Annotated in this window: 16 protein-coding genes and 1 tRNA gene; 7 read left to right on the top strand and 10 right to left on the bottom strand. The window is 64.3% G+C overall.

Annotated elements, in window-relative coordinates; genetic code table 11:
• Positions 1-55 precede the first annotated feature (55 nt).
• The 3 genes from LRS11_RS01460 (at position 56) to LRS11_RS01450 (ending at position 2,412) form a co-directional block, all read left to right on the top strand.
• Positions 56-739, top strand: coding sequence for a response regulator transcription factor (locus LRS11_RS01460; RefSeq protein ID WP_260495226.1), 684 nt, complete (start codon positions 56-58; stop codon positions 737-739).
• Entirely contained in the window at positions 729-2,018 is a 1,290-nt protein-coding gene (locus LRS11_RS01455; RefSeq protein ID WP_260495225.1) for a sensor histidine kinase, read from the top strand. The genes LRS11_RS01460 and LRS11_RS01455 overlap by 11 nt, the downstream gene beginning before the upstream one ends.
• A 154-nt stretch (positions 2,019-2,172) precedes the next feature.
• Positions 2,173-2,412, top strand: coding sequence for a hypothetical protein (locus tag LRS11_RS01450; RefSeq protein WP_260495224.1), 240 nt, complete (start codon positions 2,173-2,175; stop codon positions 2,410-2,412).
• Positions 2,413-2,467: 55 nt separating this feature from the next.
• Here LRS11_RS01450 and LRS11_RS01445 read toward each other — a convergent pair whose 3' ends face one another.
• From LRS11_RS01445 to LRS11_RS01415, 7 genes are all read right to left on the bottom strand, one after another.
• The gene (locus LRS11_RS01445) at positions 2,468-5,521 is read right to left on the bottom strand and encodes a multidrug efflux RND transporter permease subunit (protein WP_260495223.1); all 3,054 of its coding nucleotides are present in this window, start codon (positions 5,519-5,521) and stop codon (positions 2,468-2,470) included.
• 107 nt (positions 5,522-5,628) lie between these two features.
• Positions 5,629-6,765 carry an efflux RND transporter periplasmic adaptor subunit gene (locus tag LRS11_RS01440; protein WP_260495222.1) on the bottom strand — a complete coding sequence of 379 codons (1,137 nt, stop codon included), beginning with the start codon at positions 6,763-6,765 and terminating at the stop codon, positions 5,629-5,631.
• Positions 6,766-6,955: 190 nt separating this feature from the next.
• Positions 6,956-8,581 carry a methyl-accepting chemotaxis protein gene (locus LRS11_RS01435; RefSeq protein WP_260495221.1) on the bottom strand — a complete coding sequence of 542 codons (1,626 nt, stop codon included), beginning with the start codon at positions 8,579-8,581 and terminating at the stop codon, positions 6,956-6,958.
• Positions 8,582-9,050: 469 nt separating this feature from the next.
• Positions 9,051-10,145 (bottom strand): DUF1513 domain-containing protein, encoded by a 1,095-nt coding sequence (locus LRS11_RS01430; protein ID WP_260495220.1) that lies wholly within the window; start codon positions 10,143-10,145, stop codon positions 9,051-9,053.
• A gap of 3 nt (positions 10,146-10,148) precedes the next feature.
• Positions 10,149-11,210: an imelysin family protein gene (locus LRS11_RS01425; RefSeq protein ID WP_260495219.1), complete on the bottom strand. Its 1,062-nt coding sequence runs from the start codon at positions 11,208-11,210 to the stop codon at positions 10,149-10,151.
• Positions 11,211-11,221: 11 nt separating this feature from the next.
• The gene (locus LRS11_RS01420) at positions 11,222-12,634 is read right to left on the bottom strand and encodes a di-heme oxidoredictase family protein (protein ID WP_260495218.1); all 1,413 of its coding nucleotides are present in this window, start codon (positions 12,632-12,634) and stop codon (positions 11,222-11,224) included.
• Positions 12,635-12,921: 287 nt separating this feature from the next.
• Positions 12,922-14,250 carry an imelysin family protein gene (locus tag LRS11_RS01415; RefSeq protein ID WP_260495217.1) on the bottom strand — a complete coding sequence of 443 codons (1,329 nt, stop codon included), beginning with the start codon at positions 14,248-14,250 and terminating at the stop codon, positions 12,922-12,924.
• Between the two features lie 181 nt (positions 14,251-14,431).
• Here LRS11_RS01415 and LRS11_RS01410 point away from each other — a divergent pair, with 181 nt between their 5' ends.
• Positions 14,432-15,004 carry a LemA family protein gene (locus tag LRS11_RS01410; RefSeq protein ID WP_260495216.1) on the top strand — a complete coding sequence of 191 codons (573 nt, stop codon included), beginning with the start codon at positions 14,432-14,434 and terminating at the stop codon, positions 15,002-15,004.
• A 2-nt stretch (positions 15,005-15,006) separates the two neighbouring features.
• Positions 15,007-15,921 carry an E3 ubiquitin ligase family protein gene (locus LRS11_RS01405; protein WP_260495215.1) on the top strand — a complete coding sequence of 305 codons (915 nt, stop codon included), beginning with the start codon at positions 15,007-15,009 and terminating at the stop codon, positions 15,919-15,921.
• A 66-nt stretch (positions 15,922-15,987) separates the two neighbouring features.
• Here the strand turns inward: LRS11_RS01405 and LRS11_RS01400 are convergent, their stop codons facing one another.
• From LRS11_RS01400 to LRS11_RS01390, 3 genes are all read right to left on the bottom strand, one after another.
• Complete coding sequence (locus LRS11_RS01400; protein ID WP_260495214.1) at positions 15,988-16,494, bottom strand: RDD family protein; 507 nt, start codon at positions 16,492-16,494, stop codon at positions 15,988-15,990.
• A 104-nt stretch (positions 16,495-16,598) separates the two neighbouring features.
• Positions 16,599-16,811: a cold-shock protein gene (locus tag LRS11_RS01395; RefSeq protein ID WP_160082300.1), complete on the bottom strand. Its 213-nt coding sequence runs from the start codon at positions 16,809-16,811 to the stop codon at positions 16,599-16,601.
• 290 nt (positions 16,812-17,101) lie between these two features.
• Positions 17,102-17,185: transfer RNA gene (locus LRS11_RS01390), tRNA-Leu, on the bottom strand.
• Positions 17,186-17,294: 109 nt separating this feature from the next.
• Here LRS11_RS01390 and queA point away from each other — a divergent pair.
• Complete coding sequence (gene queA, locus LRS11_RS01385; RefSeq protein ID WP_260495213.1) at positions 17,295-18,344, top strand: tRNA preQ1(34) S-adenosylmethionine ribosyltransferase-isomerase QueA; 1,050 nt, start codon at positions 17,295-17,297, stop codon at positions 18,342-18,344.
• Positions 18,345-18,349: 5 nt separating this feature from the next.
• On the top strand, positions 18,350-19,468 hold the full coding sequence (tgt, locus tag LRS11_RS01380) for a tRNA guanosine(34) transglycosylase Tgt (protein WP_260496988.1): 1,119 nt from the start codon (positions 18,350-18,352) through the stop codon (positions 19,466-19,468).
• Positions 19,469-19,604: the final 136 nt, after the last annotated feature.

Here is a 19,604-nt window from a genome sequence, read left to right as displayed (position 1 = left end):
GTTCGCGGTATCTTTGCGCCACTGCGGCGCCATCGCGCCGGTGAGGGAATTCGATATGCGCATCCTCCTGGTCGAGGACAACCGCGACATTCTGGCCAACATGGCCGACTACCTGGGGATCAAGGGTTACACGGTGGACTGTGCCCAGGACGGCCTGTCCGGCCTGCACCTGGCCGCCAGCGAACATTACGACCTGATCGTGCTGGACATCATGCTCCCCGGCATCGACGGCTACACCCTGTGCCAGCGCCTGCGCGAGGAGGCGCGGCGCGATACCCCGGTGATCATGCTGACCGCCCGCGACCAGCTGGATGATCGGCTCAAGGGCTTCAAGGCCGGCGCCGACGATTACCTGGTCAAGCCCTTTGCCCTCTCCGAGCTGGCCGCGCGCATCGAGGCCGTGCTGCGCCGCAGCCTGGGTGGCGGCAAGCGCAGCCTGCAGGTCGGCGCGCTGAACTATGACCTCGATACCCTGGAAGTCAGTCGCAGCGGCCGTCCGCTCAAGCTCAACCCGGTGGGCCTCAAGCTGCTCGCCCTGCTGATGCAGAAGAGCCCGCATGTGGTGCGCCGCGAGGTGCTGGAAGAAGCGCTATGGGGCGACGATTGTCCGGACAGCGACAGCTTGCGCAGCCATGTACACCAGTTGCGCCAGATTATCGACAAACCGTTCGACCAGGCGCTGCTGCACACCGTGCATGGGGTCGGCTATCGCCTGGCGGAGCTGCTCGATGGAGTTTAAGCACAGCCTGTCACGGCGCATCGTCATCGCCTTCATGCTGATGACTTTGCTGGTGGGGGGCACCTTTGCCATCGGCATCGTCGAGACCGTGCACCAGGTCGAGGAGCGGCTGATCTCTAGCGAGTTGGGTGGCGACCTCGAGCGTTTCCTGAAGATGGAGAGCATTGACGACTGGCGCCATCACCCCGAGCCCGGCCAGCTGTTCTACTTCAGTGACGGGCACGGCGACTTTGCCCTGCCGGAGGAGCTGCAGGGCCTGGCGCCGGGCTTTCATGAGGTGTACCGCGAGGAGCGTTCCTACCATGGCTTCGTGCAGCTTGTGGATGGTCGCCGCTATGTGTTGCTGCAGGATCAGAGCGGCTTCGAGGACCGCGAGCAGCTGCTGTTTGCCGTGGTATTCGGCGGTTTCCTGATCAGCCTGGCGCTGTCCGGGCTGCTCGGCTGGCTGCTGGCGCGCAAGGTGATTGAGCCGGTGGTGCGCCTGTCGACCCAGGTGCGCCACCCGGACCAGCTGCTCGACCGCGCGCCGTCGCTGGCGCCGGACTATGCCAGCGATGAGGTCGGTCAGCTGGCGGCCTCCTTCGATACCACCCTGGGCCTGCTGCGCCGTGCGCTGACCCGTGAGCGGCTGTTCACCAGTGACGTCAGCCATGAGCTGCGCACCCCGCTGATGGTGCTGGCCAGCTCCTGCGAGCTGCTGCTGGAAAGCCCTTCCCTGGATTCGCGCGCTCGGGGCCAGGTGCAGCGGATCGCCCGCGCCAGCGAGGAAATGCGTGACCTAGTGCAGACCTTTCTGCTGCTGGCGCGCTCGCGCAGCGATGAACCCGGTATGACGCCCCTGGCCAGCCTGACCGAGGTGGCCGATGGCCTGGTGGAGCAATGGCGCCCGGCGATCGAGGCCAAGGGCCTGACTTTTCATTACCAGCGCGGCAGCGGCGCCCTGCTGCATTACAACGCGCCCTTGCTGCGTTCGGTCATGGGCAATCTGTTGCGCAATGCGCTGCATTACACCGAGCGAGGGACTATCGAACTGCAGCTGGGGGAGCAGGGCTTTGTCGTCGTCGACAGCGGCGTGGGCATTCCGGAAAGCGAGCGCGAGGCGATGTTCCAGCCGTTCGTGCGCGGTGGTCAGGCGCGTGGTGAGGGGCTTGGTCTCGGCCTGTCGCTGGTCCAGCGGATCTGCGAAAGCCAGGGTTGGAGTGTCGGTCTGAGCAGCGTGGAGCCGCAGGGTTGCCGCTTCGAGGTCTCGTTGAGCGCCGACAGTAGCCGTCTGCACTGACGTTTTTTTCACAGTTGGCCGCTTACTGTGCGTCTAGCTTGTTCAGGATCATGCCGGTAGCGGGCTGACCGCTCGTCTGCTAAGACCACGGAAACGGTTTGATGCTCTAAGGTTTCCATTAAGTGTTAGGCAGCACTTTCAAGGGGTTACAGCGATGAAATTAGAAATTGCTCGAGGTCTTTTCCTCGTTGGTGCCCTCGGCGTAACCGCCTTGGCCGCCGCCGCGTGGCAGGAGCCCGAACCCGTGGTGCTGGATGCCCAGAACAGTTCACTGAATTTTTGCCCGCAGCCAGCGGTTGCCCGCAGCAAGCCACTGACGCCGCAGGTCCGGCCCGACAGCGACCTGCTGCTGGTGATGTTCGGCCTGTCGCAGAACATGAACGCCAGCAACTGAGCTGCCGCCGAATGAAAAAGCCCCGCAATGCGGGGCTTTTTCTTGGGCGTGCCACTCAGTGTGACGGCGCTGTTGCTGCGGCCGGCCTGGCGTCCGGCTTGGTCAGCAGGGTGTAGACGCAGGGCAGGACGAACAGGGTGAACAGGGTGCCGATCGACATGCCGGTGGCGATCACCAGGCCGATGTCGAAGCGGCTGGCCGCCCCGGCGCCGGTGGCGAGGATCAGCGGCACCATGCCGAAGACCATCGCCGCGGTGGTCATCAGCACCGGGCGCAGGCGGATCGAGGCGGCTTCCTCGATCGCTTCACGCACGCCCAGGCCCTTGTCGCGGCGCAGCTGGTTGGCGAACTCGACGATCAGGATGCCGTGCTTGCTGATCAGGCCGATCAGCGTCACCAGGCCCACCTGGGTGTAGATGTTCATGCTGGAGAAGCCGAGGAAGATCGGCAGCAGGGCGCCGCAGATCGACAGCGGTACGGTCACCAGGATCACCAGCGGGTCGCGGAAGCTCTCGAACTGCGCGGCCAGCACCAGGAAGATGATCGCCAGGGCCAGGGCGAAGGTGACGAACAGCGCGCTGCCTTCCTGCACGTACTGGCGCGAGGCGCCGGCGTAGTCGAAGGCGTAGCCGCGCGGCGCTTCCTCGCGGGCGATCTGGGCGATGGTGTCGACCGCTTCACCGGTGCTGACGATCGGCACGCCCTCGATGATCGCCGAGTTGAGCTGCTGGAACTGCTTGAGCTTGGTCGGCCGCGCGCGGTCGCTGACCTTGATCAGCGTACCCAGTGGCACCATCTGCCCGCTCTCGCTCTTCACGTAATAGCTGCTCAGCCAGCCCGGATTGTCACGGTAGGCACGCTCGACCTGGGCGATCACCTTGTAGCTGCGACCGTCGATGGTGAAGCGGTTGATCTCGCCTTCGCCGAGCAGGGTGGCCAGGGTCAGCCCCAGGTCCTGCATGGATACGCCCATCTGCGCGGCCTTCTCGCGGTCGATATCGACCACCACTTCCGGCTTGTCGAAGGCCAGGTCGACGTTGAGGAAGGCGAACTTGCCCGACTCCATGGCTCGTGCCTTGACCCGGTCGGCCACCTGCAACAGCGACTCGTAGTCGTTCGGCGTGTTGATCACGAACTGGAATGGCAGGCCCTGGCCGGTGCCCGGTAGCGACGGCAGGTTGAAGCCGAAGATCTGCAGGCCGGGGATGGCATTGAGCCTGGCCTGGACTTCCGGCAGCAGCTCCATCTGCGTGCGTTCGCGCTCGTCCCAGGGCGTCAGCAGAAAGCCGCCGATACCGGCCTGCACGCCATCGAAGCCGTTGATCTGGAACGACGAGTAGTACTCGGGGAAGCTCTTGAAGATCTCCACGAACTCGTCGGTGTAGGCGTTCAGGTAGTTCAGGTTGGTCGGCTGCGGCGCGTTGGCGAAGAGGAACACGATGCCCTGGTCCTCTTCCGGCGCCAGCTCGCTGTGGCTGAACTTGAGCAGCACCGGGATCAGGCCCATGACGATCAGGGCGAACACCACGACCACCGGGCGGGTGTTGAGGGTGCCGTGCAGGGCGTTCTGATAGCGACGCTTGAGCTTGTCGAAGATCTGGTCGAGCTTGTGCGCCAGGCCCGAAGGGTTCTCTTCGTGACGCAGCAGCTTGGCGCACATCATCGGCGACAGGGTCAGGGCGACGATGCCGGAGATGATCACCGCGCCGGCCAGGGTCAGGGCGAACTCCTTGAACAGCGCGCCGGTAAGGCCTTCGAGGAAACCGATCGGCGCATACACCGCGGCCAGGGTGATGGTCATCGAGACCACCGGCACGGCAATCTCGCGCGCCCCTTCGATGGCTGCATCGAAGGGCGTTTTACCTTCCTCGATATGCCGGTGGATGTTTTCCACCACGACGATGGCATCGTCCACCACCAGGCCGATGGCCAGGACCATGGCCAGCAGGGTCAGCAGGTTGATCGAGTAGCCCATCAGCTGCATGAAGAACAGCACGCCGATCATCGACAGCGGAATGGTGATCACCGGGATCAGCACCGAGCGGAACGCACCGAGGAACAGGAACACCACGACGATGACGATCAGCACCGCCTCGATCAGGGTTATCACCACCTCGTCGATGGACGCCTGGATGAAGCGGGTGGCGTCGTAGGCGATGGAGACTTTCAGGTTCGGCGGCAGCTGCGCTTCCAGCTCCGGGAGGAGGGCGCGCACGTGCTTGATCACGTCCAGCGGGTTGGCGCTGGGCGTGCCCTTGATGGCGATGTACACCGAGGGCGTGCCGTCGAACGAGCTGATCGAGTCGTAGTTGGCCGCGCCCATTTCCACCCGGGCCACGTCACGCACCAGCACGCGGGTGTCGCCGACGGTCTTCAGCGGGATGGCGCCGAAGGCTTCCGGGGTTTTCAGGTCGGTGCTGGCATTGATGCTGGTGACCACGTACTGGCCCTTCACTTCGCCGGCGGCGGCGAGGAAGTTGTACTGGCGCACGGCCTCGCTGAACTCGCCGGCGGTAACGCCGTAAGCGGCCATCTTCACCGGGTCCAGCCACAGGCGCATGGCGAATACCTGGTTGCCGAGGATTTCCGCTTCGGCCATGCCCGGCAGGGTCGCCAGCTTGGGCTGGATCACCCGGGACAGGTAGTCGGTGATCTGCGGGTTGGACAGTTGCTCGCTGTAGAAGCTGACGTACATCAGCGCAGTCGAGTCGGCCGCTTCCTTGGACAGCACCGGGTCTTCGGCATCTTGCGGCAGCTGGTTCTTCACCTCACCGGCCTTGGCCAGCAGCTCGGTGAACAGGCGGTCGCTGTCGGCGCCGATGCGCGCGTAGATGGAAATCACCGAGAGGTTCTGCTGGCTCGACGAGGTCATGTAGTCGATGCCTTCGGCGCTGGCCAGGCTCTGCTGCAGCGGCTGGGTGATATAGCCCTGGATGGTCTCGGCATTCGCTCCGGGGTAGGCGGTGGCCACCGTGATCAGGGCGTTTTCCATCTGCGGGTACTGACGGATCACCAGTTTGCTGAAGGCCTGGAAGCCCAGCAGGATGATCAGCAGGCTGACCACGGTGGCCAGTACCGGACGACGGATAAAGGGATCTGTAAAAGCCATAACGATGTCCTTGGCGGTTGTTACCTGTAGGAGCCAGCTTGCTGGCGATCAGTCCCAGGAGGGGATCGCCAGCAAGCTGGCTCCTACAAAAAGTGCTCAGCGCCGAATTAGTGGTTCGCTTCCGGTTGCAGCGCCTGGTCCGCGACTATGGTTACGTGGGCGCCGTTATCCAGTTTGAGCTGGCCGGCGGTGACCACCTGCTCGCCGGCCTTGAGGCCCTTGAGCACCAGCACCTGGCCATCGCGGCGCTCGCCGGTCTCGACGAAGCGGCGCTCGACCTGCAGCTGGGCCTGGCCCTTGTCGTCTTTTACGACGGCGCCCTGGTCGTCCTTCTTCTCGCCGATGACGTACACCGAGTTGCCGTACAGGGTGTAGGTGATGGCGGTTTCCGGCACCACGATTACCGGCTTCTCACCGGGCAGAAGGACGTCCAGGTTGGCGAACATGCCCGGCAGCAGCTTGCTCTCGGGGTTCGGCAGCATGGCGCGCACCTGCAGGTTGCGCGTGGTTTCCTCGACCTTGGGGTTGATCGCAGCGATTTCGCCCTCGAACACCTCGCCCGGATAGGCGGCGACGTTCAGGCGTACGCGCTGGCCGATGGCGAGCAGCGGCACGGTCTGTTCCGGCAGAAAGAAGTCGACATACAGTTTGGACAGGTCCTGCAGGGTGGCCACGGTATTGCCGGGGCTCAGGTAGTCACCGGTGTCGACCTGGCGGATGCCGATGGTGCCGGCGAAGGGCGCGAGGATGCGCTTCTTGTCCAGGCTGGCCTGCAGCTGGGTGACGCTGGCCTCGGCCTTGAGCAGTTCGGCATTCAGACGGTCGAATTCGCTCTTGGAGATGGCCTGTTTGACCGCCAGGTTCTTGCCGCGCTGGTATTCCACCTGGGCCAGGTTGCGCACGGCCAGGGCGGTGGCGAGGATCGCCTGCTCCACCTGGCTGTCCAGTTGCAGCAAGGGCTGGCCGAGGCTGACTTTTTCACCGGACTGGAACAGCACCTGTTGCACGGTGCCCTGGACTTCGGCGGTCAGGTCGACGCCCTGGAACGCCTTGAGCGTGCCGATGGCCGGCAGACGGCTCTGCCAGGGTTGTTCTGTAGCGGCAGCAGCGGACACGCTGATGGCCGGCTGCGGCGCGGAGAACATCTGCACCTGCTGGTAGATCGAATAGCCTTTATAGGCGGCGAGGGCGAGCACCACGAGGATGACAGCGCCCAGCATGACAAACATGCGGCGGAGCAACATATTCCGGTTCCTTGGCGGGGCAAAAAGGGGCCTGGGAATAGGCGAAGCGGGCACCTTAGTCCGACTTGACCATCAAGTCAAAAGACGCCCATTTGCAAGAAGTTGCCAGCAAAGATTGTTGCAACAGCGTGTCGCGGTTATTGCCCCGCACTGGCATTTTGCCGGCACCTCCCTGTGCCGTGATGCCGCTTCAGGCGCCGAGGCGGCGGGTCACTTCGCCCAGCTCGCCCGACAGGTTCTGCAGGTTCTGGCTGGCGGCCTGGGTGCGCTCGACGTTTTCCTGGTTGGAACTGGCGATGGAGGTGATCTCGGTGAGGTTGCGCGAGATGTCCTCGGCCACCGAGGTCTGCTCCTCGGCGGCAGTGGCGATCTGCCGGTTCATGTCACGGATGGCCTCTACCGCGCCGGTGATGCGCTGCAGCATCGCGCCGGCCTCGGTGACCTGAGTCACGCCTTCCTCGCTGCGGTTCTGCCCGCTCTCGATGGCGCGCACGGCATTGATCGCACCGGTCTGCACTGTGTCGATGATCTGGTTGATCTCGGCAGTGGACTCGGCAGTGCGCTGGGCCAGGGTGCGTACCTCGTCGGCGACCACGGCGAAGCCGCGGCCCTGTTCGCCGGCGCGGGCGGCTTCGATGGCGGCGTTGAGGGCCAGCAGGTTGGTCTGTTCGGCGATGCCGCGGATCACTTCCAGCACCTTGCCGATGCGCCCGCTGTCGGCTTCCAGGCGGCGGATCACTTCGGCGGTGTTGGCGATTTCGCTGCGCATGCTGGTGATGGTCTGGATGGTCGAGGTCATCACCTTGCCGCCCTGGCGCGCCGAGTCGTCGGCGTCATCGGCGGCATGCGCGGCTTCGGCGGCATGCCGGGCCACTTCCTGGGCCGTGGCAGACATCTCGTGCATGGCCGTGGCGACCTGGTCAGTGCGCTCGAACTGGTCGTTGATGCCCTGGGTCATGCGCGAGGCGATGTTGTTCAGTTCGCCGCTGGCATTGTCCAGGTTGTTGCTGCTCTGCTTCAGGCTCTGGGTGGTGCTGGCGAGGAAGTCGCGCAGGGTATTGGAGGCGACGGCCAGCATGCCCAGTTCATCGGCACGCGTGGTTGCCACATGCTGGCCGAAGTGACCGTGGCTGAGCTCATCGACATGGCTGATCAGGTGGCGGATCGGGATGATCAGGTTGCGGTTGACCAGCCACAGGCTGAACAGGGCGATGACTATGCTGGCCGCCAGCAGTAGCACGGTGCCGACGAGAATGGTGCGGTCGGCGCTAGCGTTGATCTGCTTGGCCTGCTCCAGGCTCTGTTCGCGCAGCTGGGTGACCAGGGTGCTCATCTGTTCGCTGGCGGCGCGGTCGATGCCCTTGACCGCGGCATCGCCGGCCTTGGCATCGCCACTGGCGGCAACGAAGGCGTCGCGGCCCTTGCGGTAGTTGGCGCCGAGGGTCTGGTGCTCGCTACGCAGGCGCTCGACCTGGGTTTTCAGCGCCGGGTCGGCGCTGGCGATCTGCACCAGTTGGCCGAGGGTGTCCTGCACCTTGCGCTCCTGGGACTCGAACTGGCCCCAGTATTTGTTGAGGTTCTCGCTGTCCTGGCCGCGCAGTAGGACGTTCTTCCATTCCTGAACCTGGATCTTGAACTCGACGTTGGCCGCGTCGATCAGGCGGGTGGCTTCCAGCGGGCCGTCGAGCAGGCCGCGATAAGCCTGCATGCCACTGGAGAGGAAGCTGAAACAGGCCAGGGCGGTGACCAGGATCAGCACCAGGCTGCCGCCGAGCAGAGCGAGGATCTGCGCGCGCAGGGATTTTTGCAGGAACATGGGGGACGCCTCTTCGGGGTTTGCTACCCCCGACACCCAGATGGGCGTCGGATCTGCGGATATCCCTATCCCCGGAACATGATGTTTCGGTTACATGCGGCCGGGCCAAGGGGCGGCCTGGAGGCATTGTCCGTTTCAGTATAGGTCGGCAGAAAGAAGACGGCCTTAAGCCATTACCCGAGATTTATTAGAGCCTGTTCAAAGTCTCGCGAGCTAGAGCCAGGCAAGGCGCAACGACCAACGGGAGTAACAGCCGCAGGCTGGTCCGAAGGGTAAGCGCCAGCGCATAAATCGGGCGAAGAAGCGCAGTTTACGAGCTGTAAATGAGCATGACTCGTTTCACTCGCCCTTCGGGTCGCGCTAAAGCGCGTTAGCGGCAAGCCGCTTTCCGAGCCCGATTGACCAGCCCGCGGCTGTTACTGCGTTGCAACGCAGCATGGCCGACGCGCAGCAGACATTGAACGGGTTCTTAGGCCAGACGCAGGTGGTTGTCCCATAGCCCGGCTGGCAGCTGCAGCGGCTGCGCGGTGATCTGTGCGCCGCGGCAGTCGTACAGGCGACAGCGGCCTTGGCCGGAGGTGACGACGAAGCCTTCGCTCACCGCGCCGACGCCCGCGCAATCCGCCACGGGCGCGTCGAGCAGCAGCTCGCTGCTGTCCAGGTTCCAGATAAAGAAGCGGTTGCCGCGCGGTGCGGTCAGGGCCAGCAGGCGCAAGTCGTTGTGGATGGCCAGGCTGGCGGTGTACTGGTGCATCGCCGCGCGCTGCGCTTCGCCCAGGGGGAAGGGCTGGAAGGGTTGCCCAGGGCGCTTGATCGCCAGCAGCGGCACGGCGTCCAGTGGGTCGCCTTCGTACTGCTGGCCGGAGACGATGGTGCCGTCGCTGGCCACGGCCAGGTGACGCACGCTGTTCATCTGCTGCGGCAGCTGCTCCTTGCTCAGCAGCGTGCCGTCGCGCTGCATCAGCACCAGGCTGGGTTCCATGGCTTGCAGGTTCATCATCACCCGGCTGTCGGCCTCGGTACGGATGCCGCCGTTGGCCACCACCAGGTTTTCGCCGCCGGGCAGCCAGAGCAGCTGGTGCGGGCCGATGCCGTGGGTGGCGTGCTCGCCGATGCGCTGCAGCTGGTTGCCCTGCAGGCGATAGACACCGAGCACGCCACGGCCTGGCTGCGAGGTGTCGTTCTCAGTGCTGTAGAACAGCTCGCCCGCCTGGTGGAACAGGCCGTGGCCGTAGAAGTGGCGGTCGTCCGCGGCGCTCAGGGTCTGCAGCAGGCGGCCGTCGCGGGTGTCGATCAGGTAGCTCTCGCGGCTCGGCCGGCGGCCGACAAACACCGCCAGCGGTAGGCTCGGGTGCGGCACCACATCGTGGCAGCGTTCTTTGACCGGCGTGGCGAAGGCTTTGCTGCCATCCAGGCGGTAGCCGACGGCATAGTGCCGGCCGTTGCTGTCGTCACGGGCCGACAGCAGCAGGGGTTGTTGGCCATGGCTGACCAGCTGCCAGCCGCCCAAAGCGCTGGCCGCGAGGGCGGCGCCCGCAAGGCCGAGAAAGGCTCTGCGCTGCATGCGTCAGTCCCCGTCGTGGGCATTGAAGCCCAGCTGGATGCCGAGCGTCTTGGCCAGCTCACTTTCCTGCAGACGGTGCAGTTGGTCGAGGCTGTCGTAGAAGGCGTTGAGTTGCTGACGGCCAGCTTCCTCGCCGAGCAGTTCGCTGAGCGGTCGCTGGATCGCTGCCAGTTGCTGGCGAGTGGCGCTGTACTGGGCATCCAGGCGCTGGCTCAGCTCGGCCTGGTCGCTGCCGAGCAGGGCCTTGATGCCGTCGTTGTTGCTGCCGAGCCAGATGCGCTCGGCGCTGGCCAGGCTGGCGGCGAGGCTGACGAGGCTGGCATTGCTGCGCCAGAACTCGGCCTGGTAGGGCTGCGGCTGGCCCTTATTCTGCCGGCCGAGGGCGGCGCCGAGCTTCTTCTTCAGGCCATCGAGGGCACTGACCTGGGCGCGCAGCAGTTCGCCTACCGCTTCCGGAGCATCGGCGTAGCGGCTATTGGGGAAGTGCTTGAGCTGCGCAGCCATGCCGTCTTTCGCCTGCCACTGGGCGAGGACCTCGCCGCTGAGCTTGCTCTGGTGCTCGCCGATGGCGATCAGCAGGGGGCAGTAGCGGCTTTTCTGGGCGGCTTGACCGAGGTCGATGGCGGCATCGAACAGCACGTATTCATAAGCGGTGAGGCCCTGAACCACCACGCTGGCCTTGTCCAGATCGGCCTGAATCAGTTGCGGCTTGTTCTTCAGCAGGGTCTCGACCTGGCGCTGCACCAGGTTCTTTTTATCCGGCCAGAACTGTACCTGCCAGGCACGATTGCCTTCGGCCAGCGGGCCCACCAGCAGCGGTTGCAGGGTCGCCCAGCTGCCGATACTGGTGAGCAGGGTCTGGCGCGCGCTGGTCAGGTCCTGGCTGCCGTTACAGAGTGCCTGGGCGCTGCTGGCCAGTTGCTGGTTGGCCTGGTGCCAGCTGCTGTAGGCCGGCAGCAACACGCCCTCGCCCAGGGCGCTGCTGGTTGCCTGCTGCGGGTCTTGCGGGCTGCAGGCGGCGAGGGCAAAGCCAAGCAGGGCGAGAGCCAGAGGGGTGCGGATCATGCCGGTCTCCTTTAGAGCGAGTTGAGGAATGCCAGCAGCGCCTGGCGCTGGTCGGCATCGAATTCGAGAATCTGGTCTTTGGCTTGTTGCGCTTCGCCGCCATGCCAGAGGATGGCCTCCAGCAGGTTGCGGGCACGACCGTCGTGGAGGAGCTGGGTGTGGCCGTTGACTGCCTGGGTCAGGCCGATGCCCCACAGCGGCGCGGTGCGCCACTGGCGACCATTGGCCTGGAACTCGTCGCGGCCGTCAGCCAGCCCTTCGCCCATATCGTGCAGCAGCAGGTCGCTGTAAGGGCGGATCAGCTGGTTGGCCAGCTCCGGTTCGGCGGCATCGGCTGCGGTGGTGAAGCTCGGCGTGTGGCACTGCGCGCAGCCGGCCTGGCTGAACAGCTGCTTGCCACGGCGCACCTGCAGATCGTCCACGGCACGGCGTGCCGGCACTGCCAGGTTGCGGGTGTAGAACAGCACGCTGGCCATGATGGTGTCGCTGACCTCCAGCTCGTCGCCATTCACCGCAGTGCGGCAGTCGGTCTGTGCGCTGCTGCAGTTGTCCTGGCGGTTCGCCGCGCTGGTCAGGCCCATGTCGTTGGCGAAGGCGTCGGCATTCTGCTGGTTGAGACTGGGCTGTCCGGCCTTCCAGCCGAAGCGCCCGAGCACCGTGCGCTGCTGGGCGCGGTCCCAGACCTGGTTGGCTACGCCGCGGATGCCGTCGCCGTTGCGGTCATCGGGGTCGGCATTGGCCAGGATGGCGGCCTCTGGGATGGCTTCGAGCAGGCCGAGGCCGATCATCGGCGGGGCGATGCGGGCGGAGAGCTGGGTCTGTGGGTGCAGCTCGCCATAGGCCAGGCGGCTGATCTCCAGCTTGGGTTGGCGCAACTCGACCTGAGTGCCGTCGGCAAAGCGTACCGGCACGCTGCTGTAGCTCACCCGCACCTTGGCTTCCGGCGCATGGCCGGGGTTGCTCATGTCCTGCAGCTGGCCGCCATAGACCGGTTCAGGGACCACGCCCTGGTGTAACAGCAACTCGGTATGGGCAGGCGAGCCATCACTGGGAATCGACAGACGCACCAGCATGGAGGTCGCCGTGCTGGCGTCCGGCGCCGGTGGGTGGCCGCGACCGTCCTTGATATGGCAGTTCTGGCAGGCGTTGGTGTTGAACAGCGGGCCCAGGCCGTCACGCGCGGTGGTGGTTGCCGGGGCACTGACCCAGGGATTGCGGAAGAAACTGTTGCCCACGCTGAAGTCCAGGCGCCGCGACGGAGCGAGGTTGGCGGAGGGCAGGGAGAAGGCATTCTGGTCGGCCTGGCGCACCGTGGCGCTGCCCGCAGATAGCGCCTCGCCGGGTTCGACCGGCGGCAGCGGCTGTTCACAGGCGGCCAGACTGAGCGTCAGCGCCAGGACACAGAGGCGGAGCTGGAAAGGCATCGAGCACGAACCTGAGCAGAAAATCTGGCGGACAATCTTAGCAGGCTAATGGAATTCAAATAAGAGGGATTTGCGTTCGCGAACTGAGGCGTGCTGCCGCAGGGGCTGGTGTGCAGGTCGGCATTAAGCGTTTTCGGGAACAGATTCTGGGCTGGCAGGCATAGAAAAATTGCCGGGAGCAATTTTTAACGTCGCGTAGCGACGGCCCGAAGGGTGGCCGCCAGGGATGGCGGACATAAAAAAACCGATGCGCCTTGTGGGCGCATCGGTTGCCAGTGCTGCGGATATCAGAACTGGTGGTCGGCGGTGTCCGGGTTCAGGTCGCTGATGCCCAGCTTGCCGGCAGCCTGCTCGATGGCGCCGGTCTGCTTGACCAGGGCGGCAATGGCGTCGCGGACGATCTGCTGGCCGGCAGTGTTGTCGGCGGCGATCAGCTGGTCGAAGTGCACGTTGCTCTTCTCGGCGCTGTCGACCAGGGCCTGCAGCTTGGCTTCGCTGGCTGCCAGGTCGGCTTTGAGGGTGCTGTCGGCGGCGGCGTCGAGCTTGGCCACCAGGGACGACAGGCTCGGACCGCTCAGGGTGGTGCCGTCGACTTTCTTGTACTCGCCCAGGTAAACGTTGCGGATGCCTTTACCGTTGTAGAAATGCGAGTTGTGGGTGTTGTCGCTGAAGCAGTCGTGCTCGTCTTCGGTGGAGTTGGCTTCCAGGGCGACTTTCATGCGCTCGCCGGCCAGTTCGCCGAGGGACAGGCTGCCCATGCCGAACAGCATCTTGCGCAGGCCATTCTCGGCCGATTCGGCTTCCAGCTTGGCGCGGTAGTTGTCGGCGTTGCCGGCTTGCCACTGCACGACCATCGCGTCGAGGTCGCTGACCAGCAGGTCGGTAGCGGCTTTCAGGTAGGCGCGGCGACGCTCGTTGTGCTCGCCGGTAGCGCCGGCGCCGACGATGAAGTCGCTGGCTGGACGGGCGCCGGCACCCGGGTTGCTGCCATTCAGGTCCTGGCCCCAGAGGAGGAACTCGATGGCGTGGTAACCGGTGGCGACGTTGGCCTCGGAACCGCCCAGCTCGTTCAGGCTGGCCAGCAGTTCGGGGGTGATGGTGGTGGCATCGACCTTGTCTTCGCCAACCTGGATGGTGGTGTTGGCGATGATGTTGGCGCTGGCGCCCGGGTTGCCCAGGGCGTGCTGGTAATCCTTGGCGACGTAGTCGATCAGGCCTTCGTCCAGCGGCCAGGCGTTCAACTGGCCTTCCCAGTCGTCGACCACGGCGTTGCCGAAGCGGAACACTTCGGTCTGCATGTAGGGGGCGCGGGCGGCCAGCCAGGCTTGGCGAGCGGCTTGCAGGGTGGCGTCGCTCGGGTTGGCGAGCAGGGCGTCGATGGCGGTTTGCAGGGCTTTGCCGGTGCTGGCGGCATCGCTGAACACGGCCAGGGCCAGATCCGCGTAATGGCTGACTACGGCCTTGGCGTCGGCATCGGCGACTTTCAGGGTCGCGGCAGCACTGCTGGCGGCTGCTGGGGCAGCGGCTTGCGGTGCGGCGGCTTTGTCTTCACCGCAGCCGGCGAGGGCAATGGCGAGGGCCAGCAGGCTGGCGGTGGCCAGGGGCATACGAGTCATGGCGGGGTCCTTTGCGTATGGAGATGGGAGTGCAATGCAGTTGCACTAGAAAACCGCGCAATAATGCGAAAGATTTGCATTTTATGTAAAGGACTATTTATTCCGAACTGGCCAGCATTCCGGGGACTGTGCAGGCGGGCCGCTGCCGCTAGAATGCCGGCAGTCCACAAGGAGTGTTGCCATGAGTTTGACCCTAGTCGCCGTTCTGGTTGTCCTGTTCCTCGCCGCCGCCTGGGCGGTTGGTCTGTATAACGGCCTGGTGCGCCTCAAGCACGGGGTGAGCAAGGCCTGGTCGAACATCGATGTACTGCTCAAGCAGCGCCACGACGAGCTGCCCAAGCTGGTGGAAACCTGCAAGCAGTACATGCAGCACGAGCGCACCACTCTGGAGCGGGTGATCGCCGCGCGCAATGCCGTGGCCAGTGCCCGCGAGAAACACGACGTCGGCGCCCTCGGGCAGGCGGAAAGCGGCCTGCGTGCCGGTCTCGGCCAGTTGTTCGCGCTGGCCGAGAACTACCCGGACCTCAAGGCCAATGACAGCTTCCAGCACCTGCAGCAGCGCATCTCCGGCCTGGAGAACGCCATCGCCGATCGCCGCGAGCTGTACAACGAGGCGGTCAACCTGAACAACGTGCGCATCGAGCAGTTTCCGGACGTGATCATCGCGCGCCTGTTCGCCTTCCAGGCGGCCGAGTTGCTGGAGTTCAGCGATGCGGAGAAGGCCGACGTCGACCTCAAGTCGCTGTTCAACTGAGCATGGGTGTCGGTGGACTGGTCATCAGCCTGGCCTTCAGCGTCGGCGCCTGTGCCGGCGGTGGCTGGTGGTGCCTGAAACGTCTGGCTGAAGCGCGCTTCCTGCTGGATACGCCAACCTCGAAGGTGCGCTCGGCGGCGCAGGGTTATGTCGAGCTGTATGGCGTGCTGCAGGATCAGCCGGATGTGCAGATCACCGGCCCGCTGACCGGCACGCCTTGCCTGTGGTGGCGCTTCAAGATCGAGGAGTACAGCCAGAACGGCAAGAATCGCTCCTGGCGCGTGGTCGAGAGTGGCAGCAGTGAAGGCTGGCTGCGCTTCGACGACGGTACGGGCGAGTGCCTGATCAACCCGCTGGGGGCCGAGGTACGCCCGGCGACCAAGCAGGTCTGGCGCGGCAGTCAGCGTCATCCGCGGATGCTGGAGGGTTCCAGTGGCATGCTCGGCTGGTTGCTATCTGGCGGCAGCGACTACCGCTACACCGAAGAGCGCCTGCATGCCGGCGAGCCGCTGTATGCCATCGGTGATTTTCGTACTGCCGGTGGCGCCCAGGCATTCGACCTGACGCTGGCGCAGGGCGCCGTGGTGCGCGAGTGGAAGGGCGACTTCGCCGGTCTGCTGCAACGCTTCGACAGCAACGACGATGGTCGGCTGGATGATGGCGAGTGGACGCGCATGCGCGAGTCGGCGCGGGTCGAGGCGCAGCGCCGGCAGCTCCAGCAGGGTGATTTGCCAAGCTACAACCAGTTGCGTCGCCCGCCCGAGTCGCAGCCTTTCATCCTTTCCAGTCATGGCGAGGATGTGTTGGCGCGCGGTTTCTATTGGCAGGCGGCCGGTGGCGCTGTGCTGTGCCTGGTGGGTGCGCTGGCGACCACCTGGTTGGTCAGCAATGTGCTGCTGCCGGGGCTGGCGAACTAGCAGGCCGTTGAAGAACTACCTGCGCAAACAGGCTCGACTGCCTCGCCAGCGCTTCTCAACGGCCTGCTAGTTCTTGCCCTGCTGATGAATGTTCTTCGGCAGCTGGATGACGCGGCTTTCCGAGTAGATGTCGTGCCAGCTGCGCTGTTGCTTGTCCCACAGCATCCACAGGAAGCCCAGGCCCCCGAGCAGCCAGGAGATGATGGCGATCAGGAAGCGTAGCAAGGCCTGCCACAAGGTGATCGCCGAGCCATCGGCATTCTGGATGCGCAGGCCCCACACCTGCATGCCGAGGGTCTGGCCGTTGTGGGTCCAGAACTTGGCGAAGAAGGCGAACAGGCTGAACAGCACAACAGTTGCGAGCATCGGGTCGCGATCCAGGCCGCCGGCCTGCGACATGGCCAGCAGTTGCTCGTCGCCATAGATCAGGCGCAGCAGGCCCTGCTGGTAGAGCAGCGTAACCACCATCATCAGCGCGATGGACAGCAGGAAATCGTAGAACATCGCGGCCAGGCGGCGGGGCAGTCTGGCGGCGGGGAAGTCGCCTTGGGGGCGCAGCATGTGCTTGGGCATGGATGGCTCGGGAGAGAAAGACTGCGCCGATTGTACGGGCAACAAATTGCAGGCACAAAAAAGCCCCTGATGTTGCCATCAGGGGCTCTTCGGAGCAGCGAAACTTAGCCCAGAACCTGGACCTTGTCAGCCTGCATGCCTTTCTGGCCTTGAACGGCTTCGAAAGTAACCTTCTGGCCTTCTTTCAGGCTCTTGAAGCCATTACCTTCGATAGCGCGGAAGTGTACGAACAGATCCGGACCGCTCTCTGGGGTGATGAAGCCAAAGCCCTTCTCGTCGTTGAACCACTTAACGGTGCCGGTTTGACGATTCGACATGTCTTATTTCCTTGAAACTAGAGTTAATGACAGCCTCTTGCTTTGGCGAAGAGGGCTGGGACTGGTTGCAGAGAGTAAGAGAAGTCGAGCGGGTTTAGCGGATCTAGGATCTACTGCACCAGGTCACGATTCATAGCGACCCATGCAAACACAGTGGGCACACTCTAGCTAACTCGGTTGGGTTTGCCAAGCCCTGCGAAACGGTCACTTTCGTGCACTTTTTCGGGGCTCTGCGGCGGGTGTTTCAGGAGGGTTTCAGGCGTCTCGAATGAGTGCTGAAACTGGGTGACTGGTGCCCCGGGGGAGACTCGAACTCCCACTTCTTGCGAAAACGGATTTTGAATCCGCCGCGTCTACCATTCCGCCACCGGGGCACGATGGGCGCGCAGTATAGGGAGGCCGTGGAAGTCGGTCAATCGGCTTGCGTGGCCAGTGTGGGTGGTTTCCGGTAAGCTTTGTGGCCCTGCAAGACGATCTTTCACCATGCGTGTTTCTGACTTCCACTTCGATCTTCCCGATACCCTGATCGCCTCCCACCCTCTGGCTGAACGCCGGGCCAGCCGTCTGCTGGTGCTGGATGGCGAGACGGGTGCACTGAGCCATCGCCAATTCGTCGACCTGCTCGAGTACCTGCGTCCCGGTGACCTGATGGTGTTCAACAACACTCGGGTGATTCCGGCGCGGCTGTTCGGCCAGAAGGCTTCTGGCGGCAAGCTGGAAGTGCTGGTCGAGCGCGTGCTGGACAGTTATCGGGTACTGGCCCATGTGCGTTCGAGCAAGTCGCCCAAGCCGGGTTCGCTGATCCATATAGAAGGTGGTGGCGAGGCCGAGATGGTCGCGCGCCACGATGCGTTGTTCGAGCTGCGTTTTGCCGAGCCGGTGCTGCCGCTGCTGGAGCGAGTCGGGCATATGCCGTTGCCGCCTTATATAGAGCGTGCCGACGATGCGGCCGATCGCGAGCGCTACCAGACCGTGTACGCGCAGAAGGCCGGCGCGGTAGCGGCGCCTACGGCCGGTCTGCATTTCGACGAAGAGCTGCTGGCGGCGATTCGCACCAAGGGCGTGGAGACCGCGTTCGTCACCCTGCATGTCGGTGCCGGGACCTTCCAGCCGGTACGGGTGGAGCGGATCGAGGATCACCACATGCACCACGAGTGGCTGGAAGTCGGTCAGGGTGTGGTGGATGCCGTTGCCGCCTGTAAGGCGCGCGGCGGTCGGGTGGTGGCGGTCGGCACCACCAGCGTGCGCTCGCTGGAAACGGCGGCGTGGGATGGCGAGCTGAAGGCCTTCAGTGGCGACACCAATATCTTCATCTACCCGGGCCGGCCCTTCCATGTGGTCGATGCCCTGGTCACCAACTTTCATCTACCCGAGTCGACCCTGCTGATGCTGGTGTCGGCCTTTGCCGGTTATGCCGAGGCCATGGCCGCCTATGCCATGGCCGTGGAGCAGCAATACCGCTTTTTCAGTTACGGCGATGCCATGTTCATCACCCGCAATCCCGCTGCGCGCGGCCCCGAGGAAATCCTATGAGCCACATGTCCTTCGAGCTGCTGGCCACTGACGGGCGCGCCCGTCGTGGTCGTCTGACCTTTCCGCGTGGAGTGGTGGAAACCCCGGCGTTCATGCCAGTGGGTACCTACGGCACGGTCAAGGGCATGCTGCCGCGCGATATCGAGGCGATCGGCGCGCAGATCATCCTCGGCAACACCTTCCACCTGTGGCTGCGCCCGGGCACCGAGGTGATCAAGCAGCACGGCGACCTGCACAATTTCATGCAGTGGCAGGGGCCGATCCTCACCGACTCCGGCGGCTTCCAGGTGTTCAGCCTGGGCGCCATGCGCAAGATCAAGGAGGAGGGCGTTACCTTCGCCTCGCCGGTGGACGGGCGCAAGGTGTTCATGGGGCCGGAAGAGTCGATGCAGGTGCAGCGTGATCTGGGTTCGGACATCGTGATGATCTTCGACGAGTGCACGCCTTACCCGGCCGATTTCGACGTGGCCAAGCGCTCCATGGAGCTGTCGCTGCGTTGGGCCAAGCGCTCGAAGAATGCCCACGAGGGCAACCAGTCGGCGCTGTTCGGCATCGTCCAGGGCGGCATGCACGAAGAGCTGCGCCTGCGTTCGCTGGAGGGGCTCTGCGAGATCGATTTCGACGGCCTGGCCATTGGTGGCCTGTCGGTCGGCGAGCCGAAGGAAGAAATGATCCGCGTGCTGGACTTCCTGCCGCCACAGTTGCCGGCGGACAAGCCCCGTTACCTGATGGGGGTGGGCAAGCCGGAAGACCTGGTCGAGGGTGTGCGCCGCGGCGTGGACATGTTCGACTGCGTGATGCCGACCCGCAACGCGCGCAACGGGCATCTGTTTACCGATACCGGGGTGGTGAAGATCCGCAATGCGGTGCATCGCCATGACGAGTCGCCACTCGACCCGACCTGCGATTGCTACACCTGCCAGAACTTCTCCCGCGCCTACCTGTATCACCTGGACAAGTGCGGCGAAATGCTGGGCAGTATGCTCAATACAATCCACAACTTGCGGCATTATCAGCGCCTGATGGCTGGTTTGCGCGAGGCAATTCAACAGGGTACATTGGCCGCCTTTGTCGATGCCTTCTATGCCCGGCGCGGCCTGCCCACGCCGCCGCTGGCGCCCTGAAAGCTGTTTGCCGGCGCACGGTGGTGTTGAAATCGGGTGAAATGCACCCATTTAGCTTCTAGCCCGTGCGTTCGCTCGCGTCGCCCTGATCTATTCATGGCCTGCATCAGCAGTTGCCAATAACAACAGTTTAAAG

The sequence above is a fragment of the Pseudomonas sp. J452 genome, from assembly GCF_024666525.1.
In the GTDB taxonomy this organism is placed as follows: domain Bacteria; phylum Pseudomonadota; class Gammaproteobacteria; order Pseudomonadales; family Pseudomonadaceae; genus Aquipseudomonas.
The sequence above is the reverse complement of the archived record's forward strand: the minus strand, read 5'-3'. Positions and strand labels throughout refer to the sequence as shown.

Coding starts and splice junctions, on each gene's coding strand:
- LRS11_RS01440 (WP_260495222.1), bottom strand. CDS start 6,765: ATGTTGCTCCGCCGCATGTTTGTCATGCTGGGCGCTGTCATCCTCGTG.
- LRS11_RS01420 (WP_260495218.1), bottom strand. CDS start 12,634: ATGCCTTTCCAGCTCCGCCTCTGTGTCCTGGCGCTGACGCTCAGTCTG.
- queA (WP_260495213.1), top strand. CDS start 17,295: ATGCGTGTTTCTGACTTCCACTTCGATCTTCCCGATACCCTGATCGCC.
- LRS11_RS01415 (WP_260495217.1), bottom strand. CDS start 14,250: ATGACTCGTATGCCCCTGGCCACCGCCAGCCTGCTGGCCCTCGCCATT.
- LRS11_RS01460 (WP_260495226.1), top strand. CDS start 56: ATGCGCATCCTCCTGGTCGAGGACAACCGCGACATTCTGGCCAACATG.
- LRS11_RS01455 (WP_260495225.1), top strand. CDS start 729: ATGGAGTTTAAGCACAGCCTGTCACGGCGCATCGTCATCGCCTTCATG.
- LRS11_RS01450 (WP_260495224.1), top strand. CDS start 2,173: ATGAAATTAGAAATTGCTCGAGGTCTTTTCCTCGTTGGTGCCCTCGGC.
- LRS11_RS01405 (WP_260495215.1), top strand. CDS start 15,007: ATGGGTGTCGGTGGACTGGTCATCAGCCTGGCCTTCAGCGTCGGCGCC.
- LRS11_RS01430 (WP_260495220.1), bottom strand. CDS start 10,145: ATGCAGCGCAGAGCCTTTCTCGGCCTTGCGGGCGCCGCCCTCGCGGCC.
- LRS11_RS01400 (WP_260495214.1), bottom strand. CDS start 16,494: ATGCCCAAGCACATGCTGCGCCCCCAAGGCGACTTCCCCGCCGCCAGA.
- tgt (WP_260496988.1), top strand. CDS start 18,350: ATGTCCTTCGAGCTGCTGGCCACTGACGGGCGCGCCCGTCGTGGTCGT.
- LRS11_RS01410 (WP_260495216.1), top strand. CDS start 14,432: ATGAGTTTGACCCTAGTCGCCGTTCTGGTTGTCCTGTTCCTCGCCGCC.
- LRS11_RS01425 (WP_260495219.1), bottom strand. CDS start 11,210: ATGATCCGCACCCCTCTGGCTCTCGCCCTGCTTGGCTTTGCCCTCGCC.
- LRS11_RS01445 (WP_260495223.1), bottom strand. CDS start 5,521: ATGGCTTTTACAGATCCCTTTATCCGTCGTCCGGTACTGGCCACCGTG.
- LRS11_RS01395 (WP_160082300.1), bottom strand. CDS start 16,811: ATGTCGAATCGTCAAACCGGCACCGTTAAGTGGTTCAACGACGAGAAG.
- LRS11_RS01435 (WP_260495221.1), bottom strand. CDS start 8,581: ATGTTCCTGCAAAAATCCCTGCGCGCGCAGATCCTCGCTCTGCTCGGC.